The organism is Rhizobium sp. CCGE 510 (assembly GCF_000292525.1).
GTDB lineage: Bacteria > Pseudomonadota > Alphaproteobacteria > Rhizobiales > Rhizobiaceae > Rhizobium.
Genome location: NZ_AEYF01000039.1, coordinates 33,382 through 57,658, shown reverse-complemented (window position 1 = coordinate 57,658; position 24,277 = coordinate 33,382). Strand labels below are relative to the sequence as shown.

21 protein-coding genes are annotated in these 24,277 nt (G+C 61.2%); 14 read left to right on the top strand and 7 right to left on the bottom strand.

Translation table 11 applies throughout. The annotated features are described in order from the left end of the window. Positions 1 to 62: 62 nt before the first annotated feature. Positions 63 to 545, bottom strand: a complete 483-nt coding sequence (secB, locus tag RCCGE510_RS17595; RefSeq protein ID WP_007632102.1) for a protein-export chaperone SecB — start codon at positions 543 to 545, stop codon at positions 63 to 65. A 101-nt stretch (positions 546 to 646) separates the two neighbouring features. Next, positions 647 to 1,153, bottom strand: coding sequence for an FxsA family protein (locus tag RCCGE510_RS17590; protein WP_037079147.1), 507 nt, complete (start codon positions 1,151 to 1,153; stop codon positions 647 to 649). A gap of 131 nt (positions 1,154 to 1,284) precedes the next feature. Here RCCGE510_RS17590 and RCCGE510_RS17585 point away from each other — a divergent pair, with 131 nt between their 5' ends. The 5 genes from RCCGE510_RS17585 to gyrB all read left to right on the top strand — a co-directional run bounded on the left by RCCGE510_RS17585 (position 1,285) and on the right by gyrB (position 6,623). Then, a complete protein-coding gene (locus tag RCCGE510_RS17585) occupies positions 1,285 to 1,989 on the top strand; it encodes a Tim44/TimA family putative adaptor protein (RefSeq protein ID WP_007632099.1) in 705 nt (234 codons plus the stop codon). Next, positions 1,982 to 3,112, top strand: coding sequence for a murein transglycosylase A (locus RCCGE510_RS17580; protein ID WP_007632098.1), 1,131 nt, complete (start codon positions 1,982 to 1,984; stop codon positions 3,110 to 3,112). The genes RCCGE510_RS17585 and RCCGE510_RS17580 overlap by 8 nt, the downstream gene beginning before the upstream one ends. After that, the gene (locus RCCGE510_RS17575; protein ID WP_007632097.1) at positions 3,112 to 3,678 is read left to right on the top strand and encodes a Smr/MutS family protein; all 567 of its coding nucleotides are present in this window, start codon (positions 3,112 to 3,114) and stop codon (positions 3,676 to 3,678) included. Before RCCGE510_RS17580 ends, RCCGE510_RS17575 begins: the two co-directional genes overlap by 1 nt. After that, the gene (locus tag RCCGE510_RS17570) at positions 3,675 to 4,052 is read left to right on the top strand and encodes a helix-turn-helix transcriptional regulator (RefSeq protein ID WP_007632096.1); all 378 of its coding nucleotides are present in this window, start codon (positions 3,675 to 3,677) and stop codon (positions 4,050 to 4,052) included. The genes RCCGE510_RS17575 and RCCGE510_RS17570 overlap by 4 nt, the downstream gene beginning before the upstream one ends. A 135-nt stretch (positions 4,053 to 4,187) precedes the next feature. Further along, positions 4,188 to 6,623 (top strand): DNA topoisomerase (ATP-hydrolyzing) subunit B, encoded by a 2,436-nt coding sequence (gene gyrB, locus RCCGE510_RS17565; protein ID WP_007632095.1) that lies wholly within the window; start codon positions 4,188 to 4,190, stop codon positions 6,621 to 6,623. A 63-nt stretch (positions 6,624 to 6,686) separates the two neighbouring features. Here gyrB and RCCGE510_RS17560 read toward each other — a convergent pair whose 3' ends face one another. Further along, on the bottom strand, positions 6,687 to 7,286 hold the full coding sequence (locus RCCGE510_RS17560; RefSeq protein ID WP_007632094.1) for a nitroreductase family protein: 600 nt from the start codon (positions 7,284 to 7,286) through the stop codon (positions 6,687 to 6,689). 45 nt (positions 7,287 to 7,331) lie between these two features. Beyond that, complete coding sequence (locus tag RCCGE510_RS17555; RefSeq protein ID WP_037079144.1) at positions 7,332 to 7,616, bottom strand: DUF2218 domain-containing protein; 285 nt, start codon at positions 7,614 to 7,616, stop codon at positions 7,332 to 7,334. Between the two features lie 344 nt (positions 7,617 to 7,960). Here RCCGE510_RS17555 and RCCGE510_RS17550 point away from each other — a divergent pair, with 344 nt between their 5' ends. The 9 genes from RCCGE510_RS17550 (at position 7,961) to RCCGE510_RS17510 (ending at position 17,077) form a co-directional block, all read left to right on the top strand. Next, positions 7,961 to 8,803 (top strand): fumarylacetoacetate hydrolase family protein, encoded by an 843-nt coding sequence (locus RCCGE510_RS17550; RefSeq protein ID WP_007632092.1) that lies wholly within the window; start codon positions 7,961 to 7,963, stop codon positions 8,801 to 8,803. Between the two features lie 205 nt (positions 8,804 to 9,008). Next, complete coding sequence (phaZ, locus tag RCCGE510_RS17545; RefSeq protein ID WP_007632091.1) at positions 9,009 to 10,286, top strand: polyhydroxyalkanoate depolymerase; 1,278 nt, start codon at positions 9,009 to 9,011, stop codon at positions 10,284 to 10,286. A gap of 145 nt (positions 10,287 to 10,431) precedes the next feature. Next, positions 10,432 to 10,866: a DUF2852 domain-containing protein gene (locus RCCGE510_RS17540; protein WP_007632090.1), complete on the top strand. Its 435-nt coding sequence runs from the start codon at positions 10,432 to 10,434 to the stop codon at positions 10,864 to 10,866. An 86-nt stretch (positions 10,867 to 10,952) separates the two neighbouring features. Next, entirely contained in the window at positions 10,953 to 11,711 is a 759-nt protein-coding gene (locus RCCGE510_RS17535; protein WP_007632089.1) for a SprT family zinc-dependent metalloprotease, read from the top strand. Positions 11,712 to 11,915: 204 nt separating this feature from the next. Then, positions 11,916 to 12,584, top strand: coding sequence for a phosphoribosylanthranilate isomerase (locus tag RCCGE510_RS17530; protein ID WP_007632088.1), 669 nt, complete (start codon positions 11,916 to 11,918; stop codon positions 12,582 to 12,584). 2 nt (positions 12,585 to 12,586) lie between these two features. Next, positions 12,587 to 13,807: a tryptophan synthase subunit beta gene (gene trpB, locus RCCGE510_RS17525; RefSeq protein ID WP_007632086.1), complete on the top strand. Its 1,221-nt coding sequence runs from the start codon at positions 12,587 to 12,589 to the stop codon at positions 13,805 to 13,807. Positions 13,808 to 13,810: 3 nt separating this feature from the next. After that, complete coding sequence (gene trpA / locus RCCGE510_RS17520; RefSeq protein ID WP_007632082.1) at positions 13,811 to 14,650, top strand: tryptophan synthase subunit alpha; 840 nt, start codon at positions 13,811 to 13,813, stop codon at positions 14,648 to 14,650. A 141-nt stretch (positions 14,651 to 14,791) separates the two neighbouring features. Then, complete coding sequence (gene accD, locus RCCGE510_RS17515) at positions 14,792 to 15,697, top strand: acetyl-CoA carboxylase, carboxyltransferase subunit beta (RefSeq protein WP_007632081.1); 906 nt, start codon at positions 14,792 to 14,794, stop codon at positions 15,695 to 15,697. A gap of 27 nt (positions 15,698 to 15,724) precedes the next feature. Continuing rightward, positions 15,725 to 17,077 carry a folylpolyglutamate synthase/dihydrofolate synthase family protein gene (locus tag RCCGE510_RS17510; protein ID WP_192815317.1) on the top strand — a complete coding sequence of 451 codons (1,353 nt, stop codon included), beginning with the start codon at positions 15,725 to 15,727 and terminating at the stop codon, positions 17,075 to 17,077. 68 nt (positions 17,078 to 17,145) lie between these two features. Here RCCGE510_RS17510 and trxA read toward each other — a convergent pair whose 3' ends face one another. From trxA to addB, 3 genes are all read right to left on the bottom strand, one after another. Next, entirely contained in the window at positions 17,146 to 17,466 is a 321-nt protein-coding gene (gene trxA, locus RCCGE510_RS17505) for a thioredoxin (RefSeq protein WP_003544118.1), read from the bottom strand. Between the two features lie 70 nt (positions 17,467 to 17,536). Further along, the gene (gene addA / locus RCCGE510_RS17500) at positions 17,537 to 21,088 is read right to left on the bottom strand and encodes a double-strand break repair helicase AddA (protein WP_007632079.1); all 3,552 of its coding nucleotides are present in this window, start codon (positions 21,086 to 21,088) and stop codon (positions 17,537 to 17,539) included. Beyond that, the gene (gene addB, locus RCCGE510_RS17495; protein ID WP_007632078.1) at positions 21,081 to 24,275 is read right to left on the bottom strand and encodes a double-strand break repair protein AddB; all 3,195 of its coding nucleotides are present in this window, start codon (positions 24,273 to 24,275) and stop codon (positions 21,081 to 21,083) included. Before addB ends, addA begins: the two co-directional genes overlap by 8 nt. Positions 24,276 to 24,277: the final 2 nt, after the last annotated feature.

Genomic DNA, 24,277 nt, shown 5'->3' with positions numbered 1-24,277 from the left:
GCCGCAATTGAAAATGCCCGGGACCAGCCCGGGCATTCACATTTTCAAGACGAAAGATCCGCTCAGTTCGGAACGGCTTCAACCTTGGCGCGGGCCTGTTCTTCGGCAACGCGCTGGGCAAACATCTGCGTGAAGTCGATCGGGTCGATCATCAGTGGCGGGAAACCACCGTTGCGGGTGACGTCGGCGATGATCTGGCGGGCAAAGGGGAAGAGCATGCGCGGGCACTCGATGAAGAGAACCGGCAGCATATGTTCCTGCGGGAAACCGGCAACGCGGAAAACGCCGCCATAGGTGAGTTCGGTATGGAAAACCGTCTTGTCGCCGTCCTTGGCTTCGGCATTCAGCGACAGCACGACATCGAAATCCGTATCCGAAAGCGGGTTGGCGTTGACGTTCACATTGATGTTGATCGTCGGGGCCTTGTCGCGGGCCTGCAGAGAACGCGGCGCACCCGGATTTTCGAAGGAGAGATCCTTGGTATATTGCGCAAGGATCGAAAGGGTGGGGCTGGCCGCACCGTTGCTGTTGTTATCGTCTGCCATTGGCTTTTCCTCGAGGGGCATGGGAATGGTGCCGCCATCTAACATTTCAGGGAGGGGCTTACAACCCTGGGCGCCTGCCGCGGTTGATCGGCCGAAGCGCCTCAATCGCCGAGATGTTTGCCGGACCACGGCGAGTTGCGGTTCGGCTCCCGATGATAGTCCTCGTCGTCGAGATCGACCACCTTCGAGTTCGGCTTGCGGTCGCGGAAATCGGGTTGCGGACCAGTGGAAAAACCTCCCTTGGCATTGACGACCACGAAGCGTTTGGCGATCGCCCGCCAGACGAACTCGCGCACCGGCGGGATGAGAATAAGGATCGCGATGATATCGGTGAGGAAGCCGGGGACGATCAGCAGCAGCGAGGCGATGACGTTCATCGCCGGCCGCAACAGGTCGCGGCCCGGCATCACTCCGTTTCGTCCTTCGCTTGACATGCGGCGCAAAATACCGATGCCCTGCCGGCGCAGCAGCGCCATCCCGAGAACGACGCCCAGCATCACGAGCGCGAGCGTCAGCCACAATCCGATTGCCCGGCCGACGACGACGAAACCGGCAATTTCGGCGAGTGGCAGCAGCAGAATGAAAGCTGGCAGGATCGAAAAACGCATGGTCGTCATGTCCCGGGCCTGCCGGTCTCCTCTTGGCGCTGGCGAAGATGCCAGCCATCATTTGAATCATCTGTATAGGCAGACTATATGGGAGTACAAATCAGAGATGTTAACGGTGGCTGCGATACGATATGAGTTCGAACGACTTCATCACATTATTCTTCCTGGTGGCGGCTGTGCTGATTTTCTTTCAGCTCCGCGCCGTGCTCGGGCGCCGCACAGGAAATGAGAAGCCGCCGCGCGATCTCTATACGCCGCGGGATGCGGCTCCGGCCGAAGCCGCCGATGCCGGCAAGGTTGTGACGCTGCCGCGCCGCGACGCGACGACGGAGGATGAGGATCGCTTCGCCGCCATCGACGCCTTCGCCGCACCCGGAACACCGCTCAACGAATCGCTTCGCGCGCTGAACAAGGCCGATCCCGCCTTCAGCCCGAAGGAATTTCTCAACGGCGCCCGCATGGCTTACGAAATGATCGTCATGGCCTTTGCGGATGGCGACCGGAAAACGCTGAAAAACTTATTGTCCCGCGAAGTCTATGAGGGGTTCGATGCGGCGATCGGCGAGCGCGAAGCGCGGGGCGAGAAGGTCAAGTCCACCTTCGTCGGCATCGACAAGGCCGAACTCACCCATGCGGAGACGAAGGGCAGCGAAGCACAGATCACCGTTCGTATCATCAGCCAGCTGATATCGGCCACCTACGACAAGGCGGACGTGCTGATCGAAGGCGACGCCGAAAACGTCGCCGAGGTCAACGACCTCTGGACCTTCGCCCGCGACACCCGCTCGCGCGATCCGAACTGGAAACTCGTGGCGACCGAATCGGAACATGAGTGACCACGCATCGGACTTCGTCCTGCAGGCCATAAGCTTCGACAATTTGGAAGGCTGGAAGGATGATGATCCTTCCGGCCTTTTTGAAGTCATGCGAAGCTGCCGGCGGCAGATCACCGATGTCAAACCCTACCGCACCGGTTCGCTTGGCCTGAGCTCGGAAGACCTGCTTCCGCTGCTGGTGGCCGCCGAAGATTTCACGCCGTCATCGCCCTTATCGGCGCGCGCCTTTTTCGAGACCCATTGTCGGCCCTTCCTGATCCGCCGCAGCGATGGCAATTCCGGTTTCGTCACCGCGTTCTACGAACCTGATATCGAGGTGTCGGAGCGGCCGGACGCGGTTTTCCGTTTCCCTTTCTACCGGCGCCCGGACGACCTGGTCGATCTCGACGACAGCAATCGCCCCGCCGGGCTCGACAGGTCCTATGCTTTCGGCCGTCTGCAGGAGGGTCGCATCACCGCCTATCCGGACCGCTGCGCCATCGATCAAGGTATCCTCGACGGCCGCGGCCTGGAAATCGCCTGGGCGAAGTCGAAGGTCGATGTCTTCTTCGTGCATGTGCAGGGTGCAGCCCGCTTGCGTTACGGCGATGGCCGTATCGGCCGCATCACCTATGCGGCAAAGGCCGGCCATCCCTTCTCGGCGATCGGCAAGCTGCTGATCGACCGAGGCGAGATTGATCGCGCCGACATCTCGATGCAGACGATCCGGGCCTGGCTGGCGCGCAATCCTAAGCGCGTCGACGAAGTGCTGTGGCATAACCGCTCTTACATCTTCTTTCGCGAAGCGCCCGTTGCCGATCCTGAGACAGGTCCAATCGCAGCCGCCAAGGTGCCGCTTCTCGCCGGGCGCTCGCTTGCCGTCGACCGGATGATCCATACGTTCGGCTTTCCCTTTTTCATCCGCGCCGAAAGCCTGACCCATCTCGACACCCCTCTCGGCCAGGGTCGGCCCTTCCGCCGGCTGATGCTGGCGCTCGACACCGGCTCGGCAATCGTCGGGCCGGCCCGCGGCGATATCTTCACCGGCTCAGGGGATATGGCGGGAGAAAGGGCCGGCACCGTCCGCAACGATGCTGACTTCGCCATCCTTATTCCCAAGGCCGCCGCCGGAAGATTCGACTGATGGCCAAGGATCGCAAACTCAGCGCGGATGAGAGGATCCTCTGGGGCAAGGTTGCCCGCAGCACGCGCCCGATGCCCGGCAAGGCTGGTGACTTGACCGAGCTCGATGCGTTTCTTGCCGAAGCCGAAGCAGCGTCTGAACGGGAACAGCAAAAACAGACACCCACCCCGCCCATGCCGCCGCAGCCGACGGTACCACTGACGTCGAAACCGCCGGCCGGGGTGCACCATCCGCTGGAAAAGCCGGTCAAGCGCAAGATCGCCAAGGGCCGGCTGGCGCTCGAAGCGCGGATCGATCTGCATGGGCTGGTGCAGAGCGAGGCCCATGTCATCCTTCTCGATTTCCTGATCCGCGCCCACGAGCGCGGCATGCGTCATGTCCTGGTCATCACCGGTAAAGGCAGTTCTATGGGCAGCGCCGGCGCCCTGAAGCGAGCCGTGCCCCTCTGGTTCTCGAAGCCGGAGTTCCGCTACCTGATCTCGTCCTATGAGGCGGCCGCACAGCATCATGGCGGTGAGGGCGCGCTCTACATTCGCCTGTCGCGGCGGCATGGGGAAAGACCATGACTCCGTTTGGGGAGGCGGTTCGCCGGCTGAGAGCGCGCAAGGGTGTCTCGCAGAAGGAGATGGCGGAAGCGTTGAATGTTTCTCCCGCCTATCTCTCGGCGCTCGAACATGGGAAGCGCGGTCTGCCGACATTCGATCTGCTGCAGCGCATCGCCGGTTATTTCAACATCATCTGGGATGAAGCCGAGGAACTGTTTCTGCTCGCCCGCTCGTCCGACCCGCGCGTGGTGATCGACACCTCCGGCCTGCCTCCGGAATATACCGAATTTGCCAACCGACTGGCGCGGCGGATTCGCAACCTTGACAGTGCAGAGATAGGCCGGCTATCGGCTCTTCTCGAAAATGACGGCAAAGGCGACGGAAAAGCGTCATAATCCCCTGTTTTATGCCTTGTTTTGGGGGCTTGCCATTGGGAAGTGGGTTCAAAAAACCTATATACGAAAGTGAAGAAAGCCGGTGATTCGCAAGGCGCGCCGCAGCTTTACGACAACAGGGAAAATCTCGACAGAATGAGCGATACATCCGCGACGGAAAACGGCGTAAGCACCGAATATGGCGCAGATTCCATCAAGGTTCTGAAGGGCCTCGATGCGGTGCGCAAGCGTCCCGGCATGTATATCGGCGATACCGACGATGGCTCCGGCCTTCATCACATGGTCTATGAAGTCGTCGATAACGCGATCGACGAGGCGCTTGCCGGCCATGCCGACATCGTCACCGTCACGCTCAATCCGGATGGCTCGGTAACGGTCACCGATAACGGCCGCGGCATCCCGACGGACATTCATACCGGCGAAGGCGTATCGGCGGCCGAAGTCATCATGACGCAGCTCCATGCCGGCGGCAAATTCGACCAGAATTCCTACAAGGTTTCCGGCGGCCTGCACGGCGTCGGCGTCTCGGTCGTCAACGCGCTGTCCGTCTGGCTGAAGCTGAAGATCCGCCGCCACGACAAGATCCATGAAATGAGCTTCACCCATGGCGTGGCCGATGCGCCGCTCAAGGTCACCGGCGAAGCGCCCAATGAGACCGGCACGGAAGTGAGCTTCATGCCGAGCACCGGCACCTTCACGATGACGGAGTTCGATTACGGCACGCTGGAGCATCGTCTTCGCGAGCTCGCCTTCCTGAATTCAGGCGTGCGTATTCTGCTGACCGACAAGCGCCATTCCGATATCAAGCAGGAAGAGCTGCGTTATGACGGCGGCCTCGAGGCTTTCGTGGCCTATCTCGACCGCGCCAAGAAGTCGCTGGTCGACAAGCCGGTTGCCATCCATGGCGAAAAGGACGGCATCACCGTCGAAGTCGCGATGTGGTGGAACGACAGCTATCACGAGAACGTGCTCTGCTTCACCAACAACATCCCCCAGCGCGACGGCGGCACCCATATGGCCGGTTTCCGGGCGGCTTTGACGCGCCAGGTCGTATCCTACGCCGACAGTTCCGGCATCACCAAAAGGGAAAAGGTGACGCTACAGGGCGAGGATTGCCGCGAAGGGCTGACGGCGGTGCTGTCGGTCAAGGTGCCCGATCCGAAATTCTCGTCGCAGACCAAGGATAAGCTGGTTTCCTCGGAAGTCCGCCCTGTTGTCGAAAGTCTCGTCAACGAGGCGCTGAGCACCTGGTTCGAAGAGCATCCGAGCGAAGCCAAAATTCTCGTCGGCAAGGTCGTCGAGGCAGCCGCCGCACGCGAAGCGGCCCGCAAGGCCCGCGAATTGACTCGCCGAAAGGGCGCACTCGACATCGCGTCGTTGCCCGGCAAGCTCGCCGACTGCTCAGAGCGTGATCCGACAAAATCCGAAGTCTTTCTCGTCGAGGGCGATTCTGCCGGCGGCTCGGCCAAGCAGGGCCGCTCACGCGAAAACCAGGCGATTCTGCCGCTGCGCGGCAAGATCCTCAATGTCGAGCGGGCCCGTTTCGACAAGATGCTGTCGAGCCAGGAAATCGGCACACTGATCACCGCGCTCGGCACCGGCATCGGCAAGGACGAGTTCAACGTCGAAAAGCTGCGCTACCACAAGATCATCATCATGACGGATGCTGACGTCGACGGCGCCCATATCCGCACCCTACTGCTGACATTTTTCTTCCGCCAGATGCCCGAACTGATCGAGCGCGGCCATCTCTACATCGCCCAGCCGCCGCTCTATAAGGTCTCGCGCGGCAAGTCGGTGCAGTATCTGAAGGATGAAAAGGCGCTGGAGGAATATCTGATCAGCCAGGGCCTGGAAGATGCGGCGTTAAAACTTGGCAGCGGCGAGGTTCGTACCGGCCAGGATCTGCGCGAGGTCATCCTTGATGCGTTGCGCATGCGCGCTTTGCTCGACAATCTCCACTCGCGTTACAATCGTTCCGCCGTCGAACAGGCAGCGATCGCCGGTGCCCTCAATGCGGAACTCGTCAGCGACCGGGCCCGAGCGCAGGCATTGACGAGCGAGGTCGCAAGCCGTCTCGACATCATCGCCGAGGAAACCGAACGCGGCTGGCAGGGCGATCTGGCCAGCGATGGCGGTCTGCGCCTCGAACGCATGGTCCGCGGCGTCAGGGAAATCGTTGTGCTCGATATGGCGTTGATCGGCTCTTCGGATGCCCGGCACATCGACCAGCTGACCTCGCGTCTCAAGGAAATCTACCAGACGCCGCCATCGCTGCACCGCCGCGAAGGCGACGTCGAGATCTCAGGCCCGCGTGCCTTGCTCGACGCAATCTTTGCCACTGGCCGCAAGGGCCTGACCATGCAGCGATACAAGGGTCTTGGCGAGATGAATGCCGAGCAGCTCTGGGAAACGACGCTTGATCCGAATGTGCGCTCGCTGCTGCAGGTCAAGGTCCCCGACGCCACCGATGCCGACGGCCTCTTCGCCCGGTTAATGGGTGACGAAGTCGAACCGCGGCGCGAGTTCATCCAGGAAAACGCGCTAAGCGTCGCAAACCTCGATATCTGATTATTATTTTTACAAGCAAACTCGCCGTCCGAAGACGGCGGGTTTTGCGTTTTCGTGCTTAGCTCAGCTCGCGATGAAACGGCCGTTGAAGGCGACCTCGGACAGCGGCTTACGCTGGCTGGGGAATTCACGCGCCTGATTGCGTTCGGAAAGAACGCTTTTGTCGGCCAGTCGGCCGACGGCGACGCCGGCTTCGACCCGGTATCCCTCGGGAATGGCGAAACTCTGCCGGATTTCTTCATGTTTGATGCCGCCCATGCCGTGGGCATAGAAACCGGATAGGCGTGCCTGGAGCGCCAGATGCCCCCATGCAGCCCCTGCATCGAAGGAATGGGTGTAGCTCGGCTTTTCCTCAGCAGAACCGGCAGCGCCGGTGAAGGCGCGCGACACGACGAAGATCAGCGCCGATGCATTCCTGGCCCATTCCTGGTTGGCATCGACGAGCAATGCCAGGAATTTCTCCCAATGCTCCGAACCCTTAAGCGCATAGATGAAGCGCCAGGGCTGGTGATTGGACGAGGACGGCGCCCAATGGGCGGCGTCGAGCAAGCTGAGCAGCTGCGCCTCTTCAATGCTTTCGCCGGTGAAGGCGCGCGGCGACCAACGATCGAGAAACATCGGGTCGATCGGATATTGGGATTCGCGGCTATTGCTTTTCGTCATGCTTGTTCCAAGGTTTGGGGACAAAAATTGAGATCGGGGCTCGACCTAATCGATCCAGTCGATGTCGAGCTCTTCGCGGAAGGCAAAGCGCTTCAGATGATCGGCGACGACATCTTGCATCCTCTGCTGCTGCGAAGGATCGGCGACGGATAGCGTCATGGTCAGTGCCGCATCGTCGGCGGCAAACATCACTTCGGCCGCATCGCTGAACGGCACCCGGCCTTTGTGCGGATCGAAATCGACACTGGACTTGTGGCTCCAATGTTTGCAGAGCTGCTGCAGGTAGCGGCTTGCATGTTGCGTCCGCACGACGGCCTTCGACAGATGCATTTCGAACTCCACGTCATCTTCGTATAGCGGAGTCATATTTCCTGCGTCATCGGCTTGGCAAGCGCAGCGTCGTCGCAGTTTGGGTGCACAGACTGCCGTCACAAAAGCGGCTTACGACATGCATAAAAAGCAAGCGGTAGTTCAAGGACCCGCCAAAGATCGGTCCCGTCGGTCCTGATCCTGCGGAAATTTTAGGGCATGATGGCGCGATTCATATGGTTTGAGCCGAAATCGCTCCGAATTCAACGAAAGCCGTACCGCTTCGCGGCAAAGCCGTAATGACACCGGTGAATAATTCGTTCATAGGTGGCTGCAAATCCGTTTTTCGATGAGGAGGAATTTCCATGAAGCTGATGCGTGTTGGCAAAGCAGGCAATGAAAAACCCGCACTTCTCGATGCCGATGGCAAGATCCGCGATCTGTCCGGTCACGTCGCCGATATCGGCGGCGAGGCGATCACGCCGGCAGGCCTGGCAAGAATAGCGGCGATCGATCCGAAGAGCCTTCCGGAACTCGGCGCCGGCCGCATCGGCGCCTGCGTCGCCGGCACCGGCAAATTCATCTGCATCGGCTTGAATTATTCGGATCATGCTGCCGAAACCGGCGCCACCGTTCCGCCCGAGCCGATCATCTTCATGAAAGCAACATCGGCAATCGTCGGACCGAACGACGATGTCCTCATTCCCCGCGGTTCGGAAAAGACCGATTGGGAAGTCGAACTGGGCGTCGTCATCGGCAAGACTGCCAAATATGTAACGGAAGCGGAGGCACTGGATTACGTTGCCGGTTATTGCGTCTCCAATGACGTGTCCGAGCGCGCTTTCCAGACCGAGCGGTCCGGGCAATGGACGAAGGGCAAATCCTGCGACACCTTTGGCCCGATCGGCCCGTGGCTCGTCACCAAGGACGAAATTCAGCAGCCGCAGAACCTCGGCATGTGGCTGACGGTCAACGGCCAGAAGATGCAGAACGGCTCATCGAAGACGATGGTTTACGGCGTTGCTTTCCTCGTCTCTTATCTCAGCCAGTTCATGTCGCTGCATCCCGGTGACGTGATCTCGACCGGCACGCCTCCGGGCGTCGGCATGGGCCTCAAACCGCCGCGTTATCTCAAGGCCGGCGACGTGGTCGAACTCGGCATCGAAGGTCTCGGCACGCAGAAGCAGACCTTCATAGCGGATCGTTAACGACGCTTCGTGCTGAGAAACTTAAGTTTTCACGTTGATTATGATGCCGGGGATCAATTCTCCGGCATTTCTTGTGCGGGTCTGGTTCGTCCATGTTGCTGTGCAACAAAAAACTGTTAGTCTGCGTTACGTGCCCGCGTAACGGAAAGATCCGATGCCCCTCAATCGGCGTCATCTTTTCGATAGAGAAAGGTGGCGCCTTCCAATGTTTTATCAGCTTTATGAATTGAACCATGCCGCCATGGCGCCGTTTCGCGCCGCGGCCGATATCATGCGGTTTGCCTATGCCAATCCGCTCAACCCGCTTTCCCACACGCCGTTCGGTCGCACGGTGGCGGCAAGTCTCGAAATGTTCGAACGCACGACGCGACGCTATGGGAAGCCGGAATTCGGGCTGAAGCAGACGACGATCGGTGATCAGACGGTTGCCGTCCGCGAAGAGATCGTCTGGTCGCGGCCCTTCTGCAATCTCCTGCATTTCGCCCGCAACGATTCGCGCGCCCGCGGCAATGATCCGCGCATCCTGATCGTCGCGCCGATGTCCGGCCATTACGCCACGCTATTGCGCGGCACGGTGGAGGCGCTGCTGCCGAGCGCCGATGTCTACATTACCGACTGGATCGACGCTCGCATGGTGCCGATGACCGAAGGCACGTTCGATTTCGACGATTATGTCGACTATGTCATTGAGATGCTGCATTTCCTCGGTCAGGACACGCATGTCATCGCCGTCTGTCAGCCTTCCGTTCCGGTGCTGGCCGCCGCTGCGGTGATGGAGGAAGCCAATGATCCGCTTTCACCAGCGTCGATGACGCTGATGGGTGGCCCGATCGACACACGCATCAACCCGACGGCGGTCAACAAGCTCGCCCAGGAGCGGTCGCTGCAGTGGTTCTCCGACAATGTCGTCATGAACGTGCCCTGGCCGCAGCCGGGCTTCATGCGTCCGGTCTATCCAGGATTTCTGCAGCTTTCGGGCTTCATGTCGATGAATCTCGACCGTCATCTCGTCGCCCACAAGGAATTCTTCATGCATCTCGTGAAGAACGACGGCGAACCGGAAAGACATCGCGATTTCTACGACGAATATCTCGCCGTCATGGATCTGACCGCCGAATTTTACCTGCAGACGGTCGAGCAGGTCTTCATCAAGCATTCACTGCCGAAGGGCGAACTGATGCATCGCGGCAAACGCGTCGATCCGGCGGCAATTCGCAAGGTGGCGCTTCTGACCGTCGAGGGTGAGAATGACGATATCTCAGGGGTCGGCCAGACAGAGGCGGCGCAGACCATCTGCGTAAACATTCCTGAAGATATGCGCATGCATTATCTGCAGCCGGATGTCGGCCATTATGGTGTTTTCAACGGCTCGCGGTTCCGCCGCGAAATCGCGCCGCGCATCATTAATTTTGTCCGGGAGCATTCCCGTTCTGTCTCAAAGACCCCAGTACGCCGGGTCATCAAGGGCGGCCGCACCGCCTGAATCAGGAACGGCTGAATTAGCAAAACGGATTCAAGGCCTTGTTCGATTTCGCGGGCAATCGTCTTGAAGGCCGTTGTTGCGGTAACCACATCGATTTCAGCACCCGGTATCCTGCCGGGCGCGGAAAGCGAGGGATACCCGCACGATGAACCAGTCAGCATTGCTTCGACCGGATTGGACTCCGGCTACCATTGCCCTGATGATTCTCGGCTTCATGGTTTTCTGGCCTCTGGGTCTTGCCATGCTTGCCTACATCATCTTCGGCGACCGTCTGCGCGGCTTCAAGCGTGACGTCAACCAGGCGACCGATGGCTTCTTTGCCTCCTGCCGCCGTCCGAACGGCCGCCACCGCCCGCACTTCTCGACTGGCAACGTCGCCTTCGACGACTGGCGCAAGGCCGAGATCGACCGGATCGAGGAAGAGCGCCGCAAGCTCGATGAAATGCGCGAGGAATTCGACGCCTATATGCGCGAACTTCGCCGCGCCAAGGATCAGGATGAGTTCGATCGCTTCATGCGTGACCGCAGGAACGCCAAGCGCGACGACAACGGCCCGGTCGCCGAATACCAGACGCCATGATGGCCTGAAAGCTGAATTGATGACCGGCATCTTCCGATGCCGGTTTTTCTATGTCCGTTCCCACGGCGAATCGGATAGAAACAACCATGTTCTCGCTTCTGAAGACAAGGCCGAAAGCCCGGAATCCGGCTCCGCCCGAAACGCGGACGCTGGACGTGGCTGGCCGGCTCATGCCGCTGACCATCAAGCAGCATGACCGGGCGACGCGCATCACCTTGCGCATAGAGCCAGGCGGCCGGGCTTTGAAGATGACGGTGCCGAAAGGTCTTGCGGCGCGCGAGGTCAATGCCTTTCTCGATCGGCACCAGGGGTGGCTGCTCACCAAACTTGCCAAGTTTTCGACCGATGCCGGCCTGTGCGACGGCGGCGAAATTCTCTTTCGTGGTGTTTCCCATCGCATCCGGCATAGCGGCAGCTTACGCGGGCTGACGGAGGCGGTTTTGATAGACGGCGGTCCGGTGCTGCGCGTCAGCGGCATGCCCGAACATGTCGGACGGCGCATCGCGGCTTTTCTCAAGAAGGAGGCGCGCGCCGACCTCGTAAGGCTGGCGACGATACATGCCGGAACGATCCGGGCGCCGATCCGCTCGATCTCGATGAAGGATACCCGCAGCCGCTGGGGCTCGTGCTCGTCGGAGGGGAATCTGAGCTTTTCTTGGCGTATCGTCATGGCGCCGCCTTCGGTGATCGATTATCTCGCCGCCCATGAAGTCGCCCACCTCAAGGAAATGAATCATGGCCCGCACTTCTGGGCGCTCTGCCGCAAGCTTTGCCCGGGCATGGAGGAGGCAAAATCCTGGTTGAAGCGGCACGGCAGCCAGCTGCATGCCATTGATTTCGACTAGAGCATGTCGCGCAAAAGTGTGCAGCGGTTTTGCCAGGACAAAGCGCTAAGCGCTTTTGCCGCAAACGACATGCGTAAAACAAGGAGCTAAAGCGCGAGGAGCGAATCTGAAAGATCGCGACGCGCGTAGCCGAAAGCCGCTCTAAATGCAGCTTTCCATGCAAATTGGCTCGACTCTCGACGCATTTCGTGTCACTTCGCTGCCATGAAACCGGATATCAAAATCTGCGGCTTGACGACGCCCGACGCTGTCGATCGCGCGCTGAAGCGCGGCGCGACCCATATCGGTTTTATTTTCTTCGAGAAGAGCCCGCGTTATGTCGAGCCGGACCTGGCAGCAAAGCTTGCCGAACCCGCGCGCGGCAAGGCGAAGATCGTCGCCGTCGTCGTCGATCCCACCAATGACGATCTGGACGAGATCGTCTCGCTGTTGAAGCCGGATATTCTGCAGCTGCACGGCAACGAGAGCCCCGAACATGTGCTGACCATAAAGGCGCTTTATGGTCTGCCTGTCATGAAGGTATTTTCGGTGCGCACGGCCGATGATCTGAAGCGCGTCGAGGCCTATATCGGCATCGCCGATCGTTTCCTCTTCGATGCAAAAGCGCCGAAGGGTTCCGAATTGCCGGGTGGCAATGGCGTTTCCTTCGACTGGAGCCTTCTTAGCTGGCTCGACGGCAGCATCGACTACATGCTCTCAGGCGGGCTGAACAAGAACAATGTCGCGGATGCGCTGGCGAATACCACGGCACGTGGTATCGACGTCTCCTCGGGTGTCGAAACCGCGCCTGGCGTGAAGAGCGTCGCAATGATCGATGAACTTTTCGATGCGGTCGAAGAGGCGGATGCGCCTGTCATGGCCTCAGGGAGTTGAGAGTGAACGAGACGCCTAAACCGAATTCCTTCCGCTCCGGCCCCGATGAAGATGGCCGTTTCGGCATTTATGGTGGTCGTTTCGTTGCCGAAACGTTGATGCCGCTGATCCTCGATCTGCAGGACGAGTGGGACAGGGCGAAGAACGATCCGGCATTCCAGGCCGAATTGAAGCATCTCGGCGCCCATTATATCGGTCGCCCGAGCCCGCTCTATTTCGCCGAGCGGCTGACGGCCGAACTCGGCGGCGCTAAGATCTATTTCAAGCGCGAGGAGCTGAACCACACCGGTTCGCACAAGATCAACAACTGCATCGGCCAGATCCTGCTCGCCAAGCGAATGGGCAAGACCCGGATCATCGCCGAAACCGGCGCCGGCCAGCACGGCGTTGCCTCCGCCACCGTTGCCGCCCGCTTCGGCCTTCCCTGCGTCGTCTATATGGGCGCCACAGACGTCGAGCGTCAGGCGCCGAACGTTTTCCGCATGAAGCTGCTTGGCGCCGAAGTCAAACCGGTCACCGCGGGCAGCGGCACGCTGAAGGACGCCATGAACGAGGCGCTTCGCGACTGGGTCACCAATGTCGAGGATACCTATTACCTGATCGGAACGGCAGCCGGTCCGCATCCCTACCCGGAGATGGTCCGCGATTTCCAGTCGGTGATCGGCACCGAAGCGAAAGAGCAGATGCTGGCAGCCGAAGGCCGCCTGCCGGATCTCGTTATCGCTGCCGTCGGCGGCGGTTCGAACGCGATCGGCATTTTCCATCCCTTCCTGGATGATCCGACCGTCAAGATCGTCGGCGTCGAAGCCGGCGGCAAGGGCCTGCAGGGCGACGAACATTGCGCGTCGATCACCGCCGGTTCGCCGGGCGTGCTGCACGGCAACCGCACCTATCTGCTGCAGGATGGCGACGGCCAGATCAAGGAAGGCCATTCGATTTCGGCCGGTCTCGACTATCCCGGCATCGGTCCCGAGCATTCCTGGCTGAACGATACCGGCCGTGTCGACTATGTACCGATCATGGATCACGAAGCGCTGGAGGCTTTCCAGACCTTGACCCGCCTCGAAGGCATCATTCCGGCGCTCGAGCCCTCGCACGCGATTGCTGAGGTGATCAAGCGCGCACCGAAGATGGGCAAGGATGAGATTATCCTGATGAACCTCTCCGGCCGCGGCGACAAGGATATCTTCACCGTCGGCAAGATTCTGGGAATGGGACTGTAAGACATGACCGCACGCATGGACAAACGCTTTGCCGAGCTGAAGGCCGAGGGCCGTCCGGCGCTTGTGACCTATTTCATGGGCGGCGATCCTGACTACGACACCTCGCTCGGCATCATGAAGGCGCTGCCGGAGGCGGGCTCCGACATCATCGAGCTCGGCATGCCCTTTTCCGATCCGATGGCCGACGGCCCGGCGATCCAGCTCGCCGGTCAGCGCGCGCTGAAGGGCGGCCAGACGCTGAAGAAGACGTTGCAGCTGGCAGCCGATTTTCGCAAAACCGATGGTGCGACGCCGATCGTGATGATGGGCTACTACAATCCGATCTATATTTATGGTGTCGAAAAGTTTCTCGACGACGCGATTGCTGCCGGCATCGACGGTCTAATCGTTGTCGATCTGCCGCCGGAGATGGATGACGAACTCTGCATTCCGGCGATCCGCAAAGGCATCAATTTCATCCGCCTGGCGACGCCGACAACGGATGAGAAGCGCCTGCCGAAGGTTTTGAAGAACACCTCCGGCTTCGTCTACTACGTTTCGATGAACGGCATCACCGGTTCGGCGCTGCCTGATCCGTCGCTGGTTTCCGGCGCGGTCGAGCGCATCAAGCAGCACACCAAACTGCCCGTCTGCGTCGGCTTTGGTGTCAAGACGGCGGAACATGCAAAGGTCATCGGCGGTTCGGCCGACGGCGTCGTCGTCGGCACCGCGATCGTCAATCAGGTCGCGACCAGCCTGACGAGTGACGGCAAGGCAACGGCCGACACCGTTCAGGCCGTTGCCACGCTGGTCCGCGGCCTTTCGACGGGAACACGTGCGGCGCGCCTTGTTGCTGCCGAATAGTTTGCCCACATTGGAGCAAAGCAATGTCGCGCAAAGTGTGCAGCGGTTTTGCGGCAACGACATGCGGGAAACCAAAGACCTAAAGCCTGGCAAGCGATCTGAAAGATCGCGACGCGCTTTCGTCAATCAGGAGTATTCGAGTTGAACTGGATCACCAACTACGTTCGCCCGCGGATCAATTCCATGCTGGGCCGTCGCGAAGTGCCGGAGAACCTCTGGATCAAGTGCCCGGAGACCGGCGAGATGGTCTTCCACAAGGATCTCGAAGGCAACAAGTGGGTCATTCCGGCCTCCGGTTATCACATGAAGATGCCGGCCAAGGCCCGCCTGATCGATCTGTTCGACAATGGCGAGTTCGAATCGCTGCCGCAGCCGAAGGTCGCCCAGGACCCGCTGAAGTTCCGCGATTCGAAGAAATATAGCGATCGCCTGCGCGACAGCCGCCTGAAGACCGAGCAGGAGGATACCATCCTCGCCGGCGTCGGAAAGGTGCAGGGACTGAAACTCGTGGCGGTGGTGCACGAATTCAACTTCATCGGCGGTTCGCTCGGCATGGCCGCCGGCGAGGCGATCGTCAAGGCTTTCGAGCGTGCGACCTCTGAAAAGTGCCCGCTGGTGATGTTCCCCGCTTCCGGCGGCGCGCGCATGCAGGAAGGCATTCTGTCGCTGATGCAGCTGCCGCGCACGACTGTTGCCCTCGACCTGCTCAAGGAATCCGGCCAGCCCTATATCGTCGTCCTGACCAATCCGACCACAGGTGGCGTCACCGCCTCCTATGCCATGCTGGGCGATATCCATCTGGCCGAGCCCGGCGCCGAAATCGGCTTTGCCGGCAAGCGCGTCATCGAGCAGACGCTGCGTGAAAAACTGCCCGAAGGCTTCCAGACCTCCGAATACCTGCTGGAGCATGGTATGGTCGATATGGTCGTCAAACGTCACGATATCCCGGAAACGCTGGCGCGCCTCCTGAAGATCCTGACGAAGAAGCCGGTTTCGGCGGCAAACGACATGAATAGTGGCGCGATCGCTTTGGCGGCGAGCGCCTGATAACCGACAAGCAGGCGGGGTGCCGAATTGATACCCAGGGGCCAAACCGCGGTGAGTGAGGCAGCACAGGAGATCGAAAAGCTCATGGGATTGCATCCCAAGGGTTTTGATCTGTCTCTCGATCGCATCACCCGTCTTCTCGACGGGCTCGGCAATCCGCACCGGAAACTGCCGCCGGTGATCCATGTCGCCGGCACCAACGGCAAGGGCTCGGTCACCGCCTTCTGCCGCGCTCTGCTGGAAGCCGGCGGCTACAGCGCTCATGTCCACACCTCGCCGCATCTGGTCAATTGGCACGAACGTTATCGCATCGGCGTCAAGGGCGGGCGCGGGCAGCTTGTCGATGACGCCGTCTTTGCCGAGGCCCTGCGGCGTGTGGCCGATGCCAATGCAGGACAGCACATCACCGTCTTCGAAATCCTGACGGCGGTCACCTTCATCCTGTTTTCCGAACAGCCGGCCGATGCGGCGATCATCGAAGTCGGTCTCGGCGGCCGTTTCGACGCCACCAATGTCATTTCCGATCCGGCCGTTTCGGTGATCATGCCGATCTCGCTGGATCACCAGCCCTATCTCGGCGACCGGGTCGAACTGATCGCCGCCGAAAAGGCCGGCATCATGAAGCCGGGATTTCCCGTTGTCATCGGTCATCAGGAATATGACGCAGCGCTCGACGTGCTGATGGCGACGGCCGAACGGCTGCATTGCCCAAGCGCCGTCTTCGGCCAGGATTTCATGGCGCACGAGGAATATGGCCGCCTGGTCTATCAGGACGAGTTCGGCCTTGCGGACCTGCCGCTGCCGCGTCTTCCCGGTCGCCACCAATATGCCAATGCCGCCGCCGCCATTCGCGCCGTCAAGGCGGCGGGTTTCACCGTCACCGAGGCGATGATGGAAAAGGCGATGAGTTCTGTGGAATGGCCGGGCCGGCTGCAGCGTCTGAGCGAAGGCCGGCTGCTGCCGCATGCACCGGCCGGCGCCGAGATCTGGATCGACGGCGGGCACAATCCTGGGGCCGGCGAAGTGATCGCCGAAGCCATGGCCAATTTCGAGGAACGCCAGTCTCGGCCGCTTTTCCTCATTACCGGCATGATCAATACCAAGGATCCGGTCGGCTATTTCAAGGCCTTCGCCGGCTTGGTCGAGAAGGTTTTCTGTGTGCCGATCCGGGGCAGCGAAGCGGTAATCGACCCGGTGATATTGTCGAATGCGGCTTATGACGCCGGCTTGGTTGCCGAACCGATGTCGACGGTCGGCGATGCGCTGGAAGCCATAAAAGCCGTGCTCGATCCGGAGGGTTTACCTCCGCGCATCCTCATCGGCGGCTCTCTCTATCTCGTCGGCGATGTGCTCTCCGACAACGGCACGCCGCCGAAATGACGGTCGCAAATTGAAAAAGCCCGGTCGACGCCGGGCTTTTTCGTCAATGCGATTTAAATTAAGCGATATCAGGCGGCGCTCGAAATCCAGTTCGAAAGCGCGGTCTTCGGCTTGGCACCGACGGAGATATCGGCGACTTCGCCGCCCTTGAAGATTGCCAGGGTCGGAATGGAGCGCACGCCGAACTGGGCGGCGAGTTCCGGGTTCTCATCGATATTCAGCTTGGCCACCTTGACCTTGCCTTCCATCTCGACGGCGATTTCCTCGAGGCTCGGCGCAATCATCTTGCACGGGCCGCACCATTCGGCCCAGAAATCGACGACGACGGGTTCTGCGGATTCCAGAACTTCCGACTGGAAGTTGTTGATATCGACTTTCACGGTAGCCATGGGCTGCTCCTTTATCTCGGTGTTGAACCACATGTGATGCTGCGGCGCCGAATTTTCAATGTCCGGTATTTCACTTTGTCTTGACTGCTGCAAGCGCCAAACCGAGCGCCTTTTCGCTCAGCGTATAGAGCGAGGCGTTCTCGGTATAGACAAGCATGCAATCGATACGCTTGTCAGGATAAAGCGGCGCCAGGATCTCGCGATAGATCGCCAGCTGCGCCCGGTGGGCGAAGGGGATGGCCTCCGCTGTCGTCGGCGGCACCCGGTTGGTTTTGTAATCCAGAATGACGACGCGATCGGCGAGGACGGCAAGCCGGTCGATGCGGCCGGAGACGGCATAGCGCCTGCCTTCGAGCGTCAATGTGCCCATGATCGAGACCTCGGGCTGGGCCTGCGCACCGAGAACGGCCTGCAGACCTTGCTCGTCCAATAGTTTCAGAACCGAATCGACAAGTTTGCGCCGTTCGGCTTCCGGCCAGAACCGAGCCGCACGCTCGGCATAGCGGCCTGCGGCATCAGGCCGTTCGCCAAGGGGAATTTCGGGAAGCGCCTGCAGCATGCGATGGATCAGCCTGCCTTTCTCCATCGAACGATCGCTGCGCCGCCTTTCGCCGAACAACGGCGAAACGACGAGCAAGTTCCCCTGGTCTTCATCGATGATCGTCCCGGCGCCGGAGGGACTGAGCGGCCGGGGCAGCCCGGCCTGCGGCGGCAATGGCCGCAACAGACCCTCCGGCAGGGTTTCCACGCTGTCGCGCTCCTGGCTGCGGTCGGTGCGTTCGAAACGTCGCTCCACCCGCGGCACGCGCCATTTGATACCCGGCCATTCGCCATCGGGACTGGAGAATGTGGTCGCCTCCACCAGCGGATGATCGTCGCGCAGTGCCGTCGAAATCATCATATGCCAGGTGTCGCTATTCTCCCGCACGCCGCGATAGCCGCAGACCACCAGCCGGTCGGCGGCACGCGTCATGGCGACATAGAGCAATCGGCGATATTCTTCTTCCGCCAGCATCTGGATGCGCGTCGCATCGTCCTGCGTCAGCGAATTGGCGAGATTGGAGACAGGAACCCAGACGGGCATCGGCGGCTCGTCGGCATCGGTCTCGATCAGACGAAGCTTCGGCAGATGCGTATGGGTAAAAGCCTTCGAACCACCGTCGACGAGGAAAACGATCGGTGCCTCAAGACCCTTGGAGGCATGCACCGTCATGATCCGCACTTCATTGCGCCCCTTGTCCTGCTCGCGCTTGACCACGGGCGCTTCCAGCTCCAGCGTCGAGATGAAGGACTGCAGCCCGGGGAGACCGGAGTTCTCGTGGTCGAGCGTGAAGGTCAGGAATTCGTCGAGGATATCGCTGACCTCGGTGCCGAGCCGGGCAAGGAATTGCCGCCGCCCGCCATGGCTGCCGAGCACACGCGCATAAAAATCATGAACCGACAGGCTCCTGGACTGGCGGAGAAAGAGATCCAGCCTATCGACGGCTGCGCGGAAACGCTCGGTTCCATCGGCGGCGAAGCTTTTGAGATGGTGCCAGACACTCTCATTATCGCCGCGCAGTCCGGCGATCGCAAAGATGTCGTCTTCGGAAAGATCGAAAAGCGGGCTCTTGAGCACGGCGGCGAGCGAAAGATCGTCTTCCGGCAGAAGCAGGAAACGGCCGAGCGCCAGCAGATCCTGCACGGCGATATGGCTGGTCAGCACCAGTCTGTCGGCGCCGGCGACCGGAATGTCGCCGCGGCGCTTCAAGGCGCGGGTCAACGCATTGACGAAGGCGTCGCGTTTGCGCACCAGGACAAGGATGTCGCCGGCTTCGATCAGGCGTTCCTTGCCTTTATCGATGATCGTCTCGCGCCCGACCAGCGTGCCGATCGAATGGGCGATCCGCCGCGCCAGGATTGCGGCTGGCGCGCTTTCCGGCGTCGCGTCGAAGGGCGCCGTCCAGTCTTCCTCCTTGACCACCGCTTCCGGCGCGACCATCTCCCAGAGATCGACGGCGCCGGGATGTCCGATGCGGCTGGAGCGATGCACGACCGGTTCGTTAAGCGCGCTGAGGCCGCGCGCGTTGTCGGGTTCCTTGAAAATGTGGTCGACGGCCTCGAGCACGTCGGCGGTCGAGCGGAAGGAAAGCGGCAGTCGGACAGAGGAAAAGCTCTGCCCGCTGTCGGAAACGCGCCGCCTCGTTCGGTCGCTTTCCTCGGAAAAACGCTCAGGCCGCGCCCCTTGAAACGAATAGATCGATTGCTTCTCGTCGCCGACGGCAAACAGCGTGCGCACGATCGGCCGGGCGCTTTCGCCGGAGAAGAAATCCTCGGCGAGCGATTGGATGACGCTCCACTGGATCGGGCTGGTATCCTGTGCTTCATCGACCAGGATATGGTCGATGCCGCGATCGAGTTTGTAGTGGATCCACGGGCCGACGCCGCTTTTCGTCAGCAGGTCGGCGGTGCGGGTGATCAGATCCTCGAAGTCGAGCTGGCTGCGCTGCTTCTTCAGTTCTTCGTAGTCATGATTCAGCCGGTCGGCGAGCACGAGCGCTGCCTGTGTGGCACTGTACATCCGCATCAATTTCAGCCGGTCGCGGCTTGCGGCGACATGAGCGCGGGCAGCGGCGATGGCGCCCGCCAGCTGCGGTGCTTCGGCAAGCATCGCCTTGACTGTGAATTGCGAGTCCGCCTTCGGCTCGCCCTTGGCTGTCAGAAAGATTTTCTCGAGAAACTCGGCGCGCCTCGCGTCATCGCGCTCCCGCCCGGAAAGCCTGAGGCCGTAGGCAACCTCCTGCGCCTTCGCGCCGCCCTTCTGGTCTGCAAGCGAGAGATAAAGCTCCAGCATGCTGCCCGAAAGCGCCGGCAAAGGCCAATATTGCGCCGCGATCCGGCTTTCTGTGTCGACGGCTGCAAGGCCAAGCCTTTCGCGCAGGACCTTCTCCACGCCACCCTGCCGTTCGGCGGTTGCCGTGAAACGACGGATGGCGTTGCGATTGGCGACGATGTCGCCGAGCAGGTTTTCCAGTCCGGATTCGTCTCCGAGATCGAGCACATAGGCAAACGCCTCGGCAAGCGCGCTGTCTCCCTCAGGCGCGGTTGCCGTCAGCAGCGCCCGGCGCGCATCGGAAAGCAGTGCTACCGCCGCGCGGTCGTCGAGAACCGAGAAATGTCCGGCGACGTTGGCCTCCAGCGGAAACTGATGCAGCAACGCCTCGCAAAAGGCATGGATCGTCTGGATCTTCAGTCCGCCGGGTGTCTCCAGCGCCTTTGCAAACAGTCGTCGGGCCTCGGCAAGCTTAAGTCCATCAGGCGCCGTCCCCTCGATCTGGGTTATCCGCCGGCTAAGGTCTTCATCATCGAGCACCACCCAGTCCGCCAGCCGTTCAAAGACGCGGTTCGACATTTCGGAGGCCGCAGCCTTAGTATAGGTGAGGCATAAAATGGCGGAAGGCCGCGCCCCGGCCAACAGAAGACGGATGACGCGCTGCGTCAGCACATGCGTTTTGCCGGAGCCGGCATTGGCCGAGACCCATGCCGAGCGCAAGGGATCCGAGGCAATCGCCTGCTGGATCGTCGTCCAGCCGATCCAGGCGCCGGGATCATCGTCGTTGGGAAGAGGCGCTACATCACTCATCGGTGCCGCCTTCCTCGGTTTCGGCTGTCGACCATTCGGAAACGCGGGCGAGGTGATCATAGTCGCCGCCGAAATCGAATTGCTGCGCGGGGATGAGCCGCGAGGTGAAGCCTTTCTCGCCGGACTGCAGCAATCCGACGAACTTGACCAGCTGGTCGATCGATTCCTCGGCGAGATTCATCGCCGATTTCGCCTTGTCGCTGCGCGCCGAGCTCTCATTGTTGACGGTGTCGACTTGAAAACGGCGCCCCGGCCGCAGCCGCACATAGAGCAGGTCTTGCGGTACCAGACAGCCGGCATCGCGGAAGGCGCCGGCGCTCAAGGCCGCCGCTTCGAGTGCAAGCTGCGGATCGAGAAGCACGCGCGCCTGCGCCGGCGAGGGATTGTAGCCGGTCTTGTAGTCGATGATATCGGCGGCATTCGGTCCGGTGATGTCGATCCGGTCGGCAACTCCGTTAAGCCGGATATTGATCGGCTCCAATTCGAAGCCGCCACGCACTTCCGTCAGTGTTTTGCGGATGCCGGGCCGCCGTCCGGTTTCCCATTCGAGGAAGGCGCGGGATACCGCGCGGAAGCGCGGCCGCCACACGGCATCGATATGCGGCGGCAGCTGCTCCATGTCGAAAAGCTCGGAAAGGATCTGCTCCATCGCCGTTGCCGCATCCGGGGTGCCGGCGATATGGGCTTCACGAATGAACCGGTCGATAATCTTGTGATAAAGCGTTCCGCGTTCGGCCGCTCCTGGATCGCGGTTGAACGTATCGACGGGATCGAGGCGCAGGATGCGGCGGGCATAGATGGCGTAGGGATCCCGGCGCAGCCGGCCGACTTCGCTGAAGGAGTAGGATTTCGGCTGCAGTGTCAACGGTGGTTTCGGCGAGGGTCGCTGTGCTGGTGCCTGGGCCTCCCCGCGATCGATCAGGCCGGTCCATTGGAGGAACCGGTTGCCGCGTCCCTTCAATTCCGCTTCGAACGCCTCTCCGGCAAGGGCCAGCAGCCGCTGCAGCCAACGAGAGGCGACTGTCGGTGTCGAGCCTTGGCGCAGCGCGCGCGAATAGATCAGATGGCGCGCGCCGTTCGCCATCTCGAAGTCATGCGCCAGCTGGCCGATGCGCCGTTCCGGCGGCTCGAGGCCGATCTCCGTCTTCATCATGCGCGGAATGAAGGGGTTGTTGGCGGTCTGCCCTGGCCAGGTGCCCTCGTTCAGGCCGCCGAGGATCAGCGTATCGACGCTCTGCAGGCGGGCCTCCAGCGTGCCGAAAATGAAGAGGCGGGGATGACTGAGTGCCCTTGGCTTCACCGCATGACCGGCGGCAAGCGCTGCCATGATGTCGATCCATTGCGGCCCGTCGGCCTCCATCTGGCCGTCAGTGCCGATGACCTCGCCGAGCAGGGCGGCGAGCGCATCTCCCGCTTCACCAGACCAGAGATCAGCGAGATTGCCGTGCGGATCGGCCGCGACGGCTTCGAGCGCACGCCCGGTACGCTCCGCCCATTCGGACAAGGTGAAGCTTACCGTCCTGCCGCGATCTTCCGGCCGGTGCCGGATCAGTGCCGAAGCCAGCGGCTCGGTCGCTTGTGTGACCCGCCGGGCAAGGTCGTGTGCCGCATCGGCGGCGTCAGGCGAAAGTGCTTTTCGCCATTGCGGCGTGTGCCTGTCATTAGCCTGTTCGGCAAGCTGCTGGGTCAGCAGCGGCTCGAGCCTGCTGATATCCACCTCCGCCACGCCCCCACGCAGCGCCAGCAGTTCGAGCGCCGCGGTAGCGGAAATCAATGCGCCGCGTTCCAGGCCGAAGCGGGCCAGCGGATGTTTGAGCACAGAAATGATCGCCACCGGATCGCCCGGGCGCAGCGCCGCCTCCAGCAGCACTTGCAGCAGCGTACCCTGCGGCATGGCGGCAAGCGGTGTACCGGCCGAATCGTCGGCGAGGATGCCGAAACGGGAAAGCTCGGCCATCACCCGGCGGGCTAGATTGCGGTCCGGGGTGATGAGGGCTGCCCGGCTCTCGCCGTCCTGCCCCGGCTTTTCCAAGGCAAGCCGCAGCGCAATGGCAATCGCGGTCGCTTCCTCGCGTTCATTGCCGGCCTCGATCAGCGAAACATTGGCAAAGGAGGAAGATAGGCTGCCCTCAGGCAGGTCGCTCTTCCAAGCGCCCCAATCGCTGGTCGCCTCCGCCGGGACGAGTGCCCGAGACAGGATTTCGGCGCGCCGGTCGAGATCGGCCTCAGGCCGTTCAAGAAGGGTCACGTCGGCACGCGTCAGCTTCAGCCGCTTGAGCAGTAACGACAGGCCATATTGCGGATGGCTTCGGCTTGCAGGATTGGCATGTTGGCCGGGTGCCGGTTCTGGCGCCACCATCTGCCAGTGTTTCTCCGGCATGGAGAGATCGAGACCCGGAAGCACGATCACACCCTCAGGCAGATTGGCCACGGCGGCGATGAGATCGGCGGTGGCGGGGACCGACCCCGTCGAACCGGCAATGATGATCGGCCCAGTCGGTTTCGTCGTCGAAAGCCTTGTTGCTTCGGCCCGCAGGATGGCGTTTCGGTGCCGCGCCGGCGAGGATTTGCCGAGTTCGGACAGCCGCTCCGGCCAGAATGCGCTGGCGATCTGCAGAAACTCCGCCGTTAGCTGCCACCAGGCGGCATAGTCGCCGGTATCGAGCCTCGACAGTTCGGACCAGTCGAGATCCTCGGTTTCGATGGAATCGATCAGTTCCGCGAGGTTGCGGGCGAGCCAGATCGCATCGGCCGGGCTTGCCGGCGCCACCAGCGGTGAGTCCGAATGAATGTGGCGGACGATTTCCGGCAGTTTGTTTCGCCAGGCGAGGATGAGGCGGGCAAGCTCCAGCAGGCGGGCGGTATTCGACAGTGGCTGGGCGAGATCGATCGTCGCCGGCAGCGCCTCGTCGAAATAGCCGCTGTCGTCATCGGTTTCGCCGAGAGGACGGATGACCGGCAGGATCGCCGAGCGGCCGCCGAGCAGGTCGACGAATTCCGAGCGCAGCACACGCACGGCGCGCCGCGTCGGCAGATAGATCGTTACCCTGGCAAGCGACAGCGGATCATCGGCCTCATGCCGGAAGAGCGGCGTCAGCCGGCCGTCGCAAAGCGTCGTCGCCAGCGTTTTCAGGAAGGAGAGGCCCGCCGGGATCGTCAGTATGCGTGGCTGATGCCGCTCCGCCATGG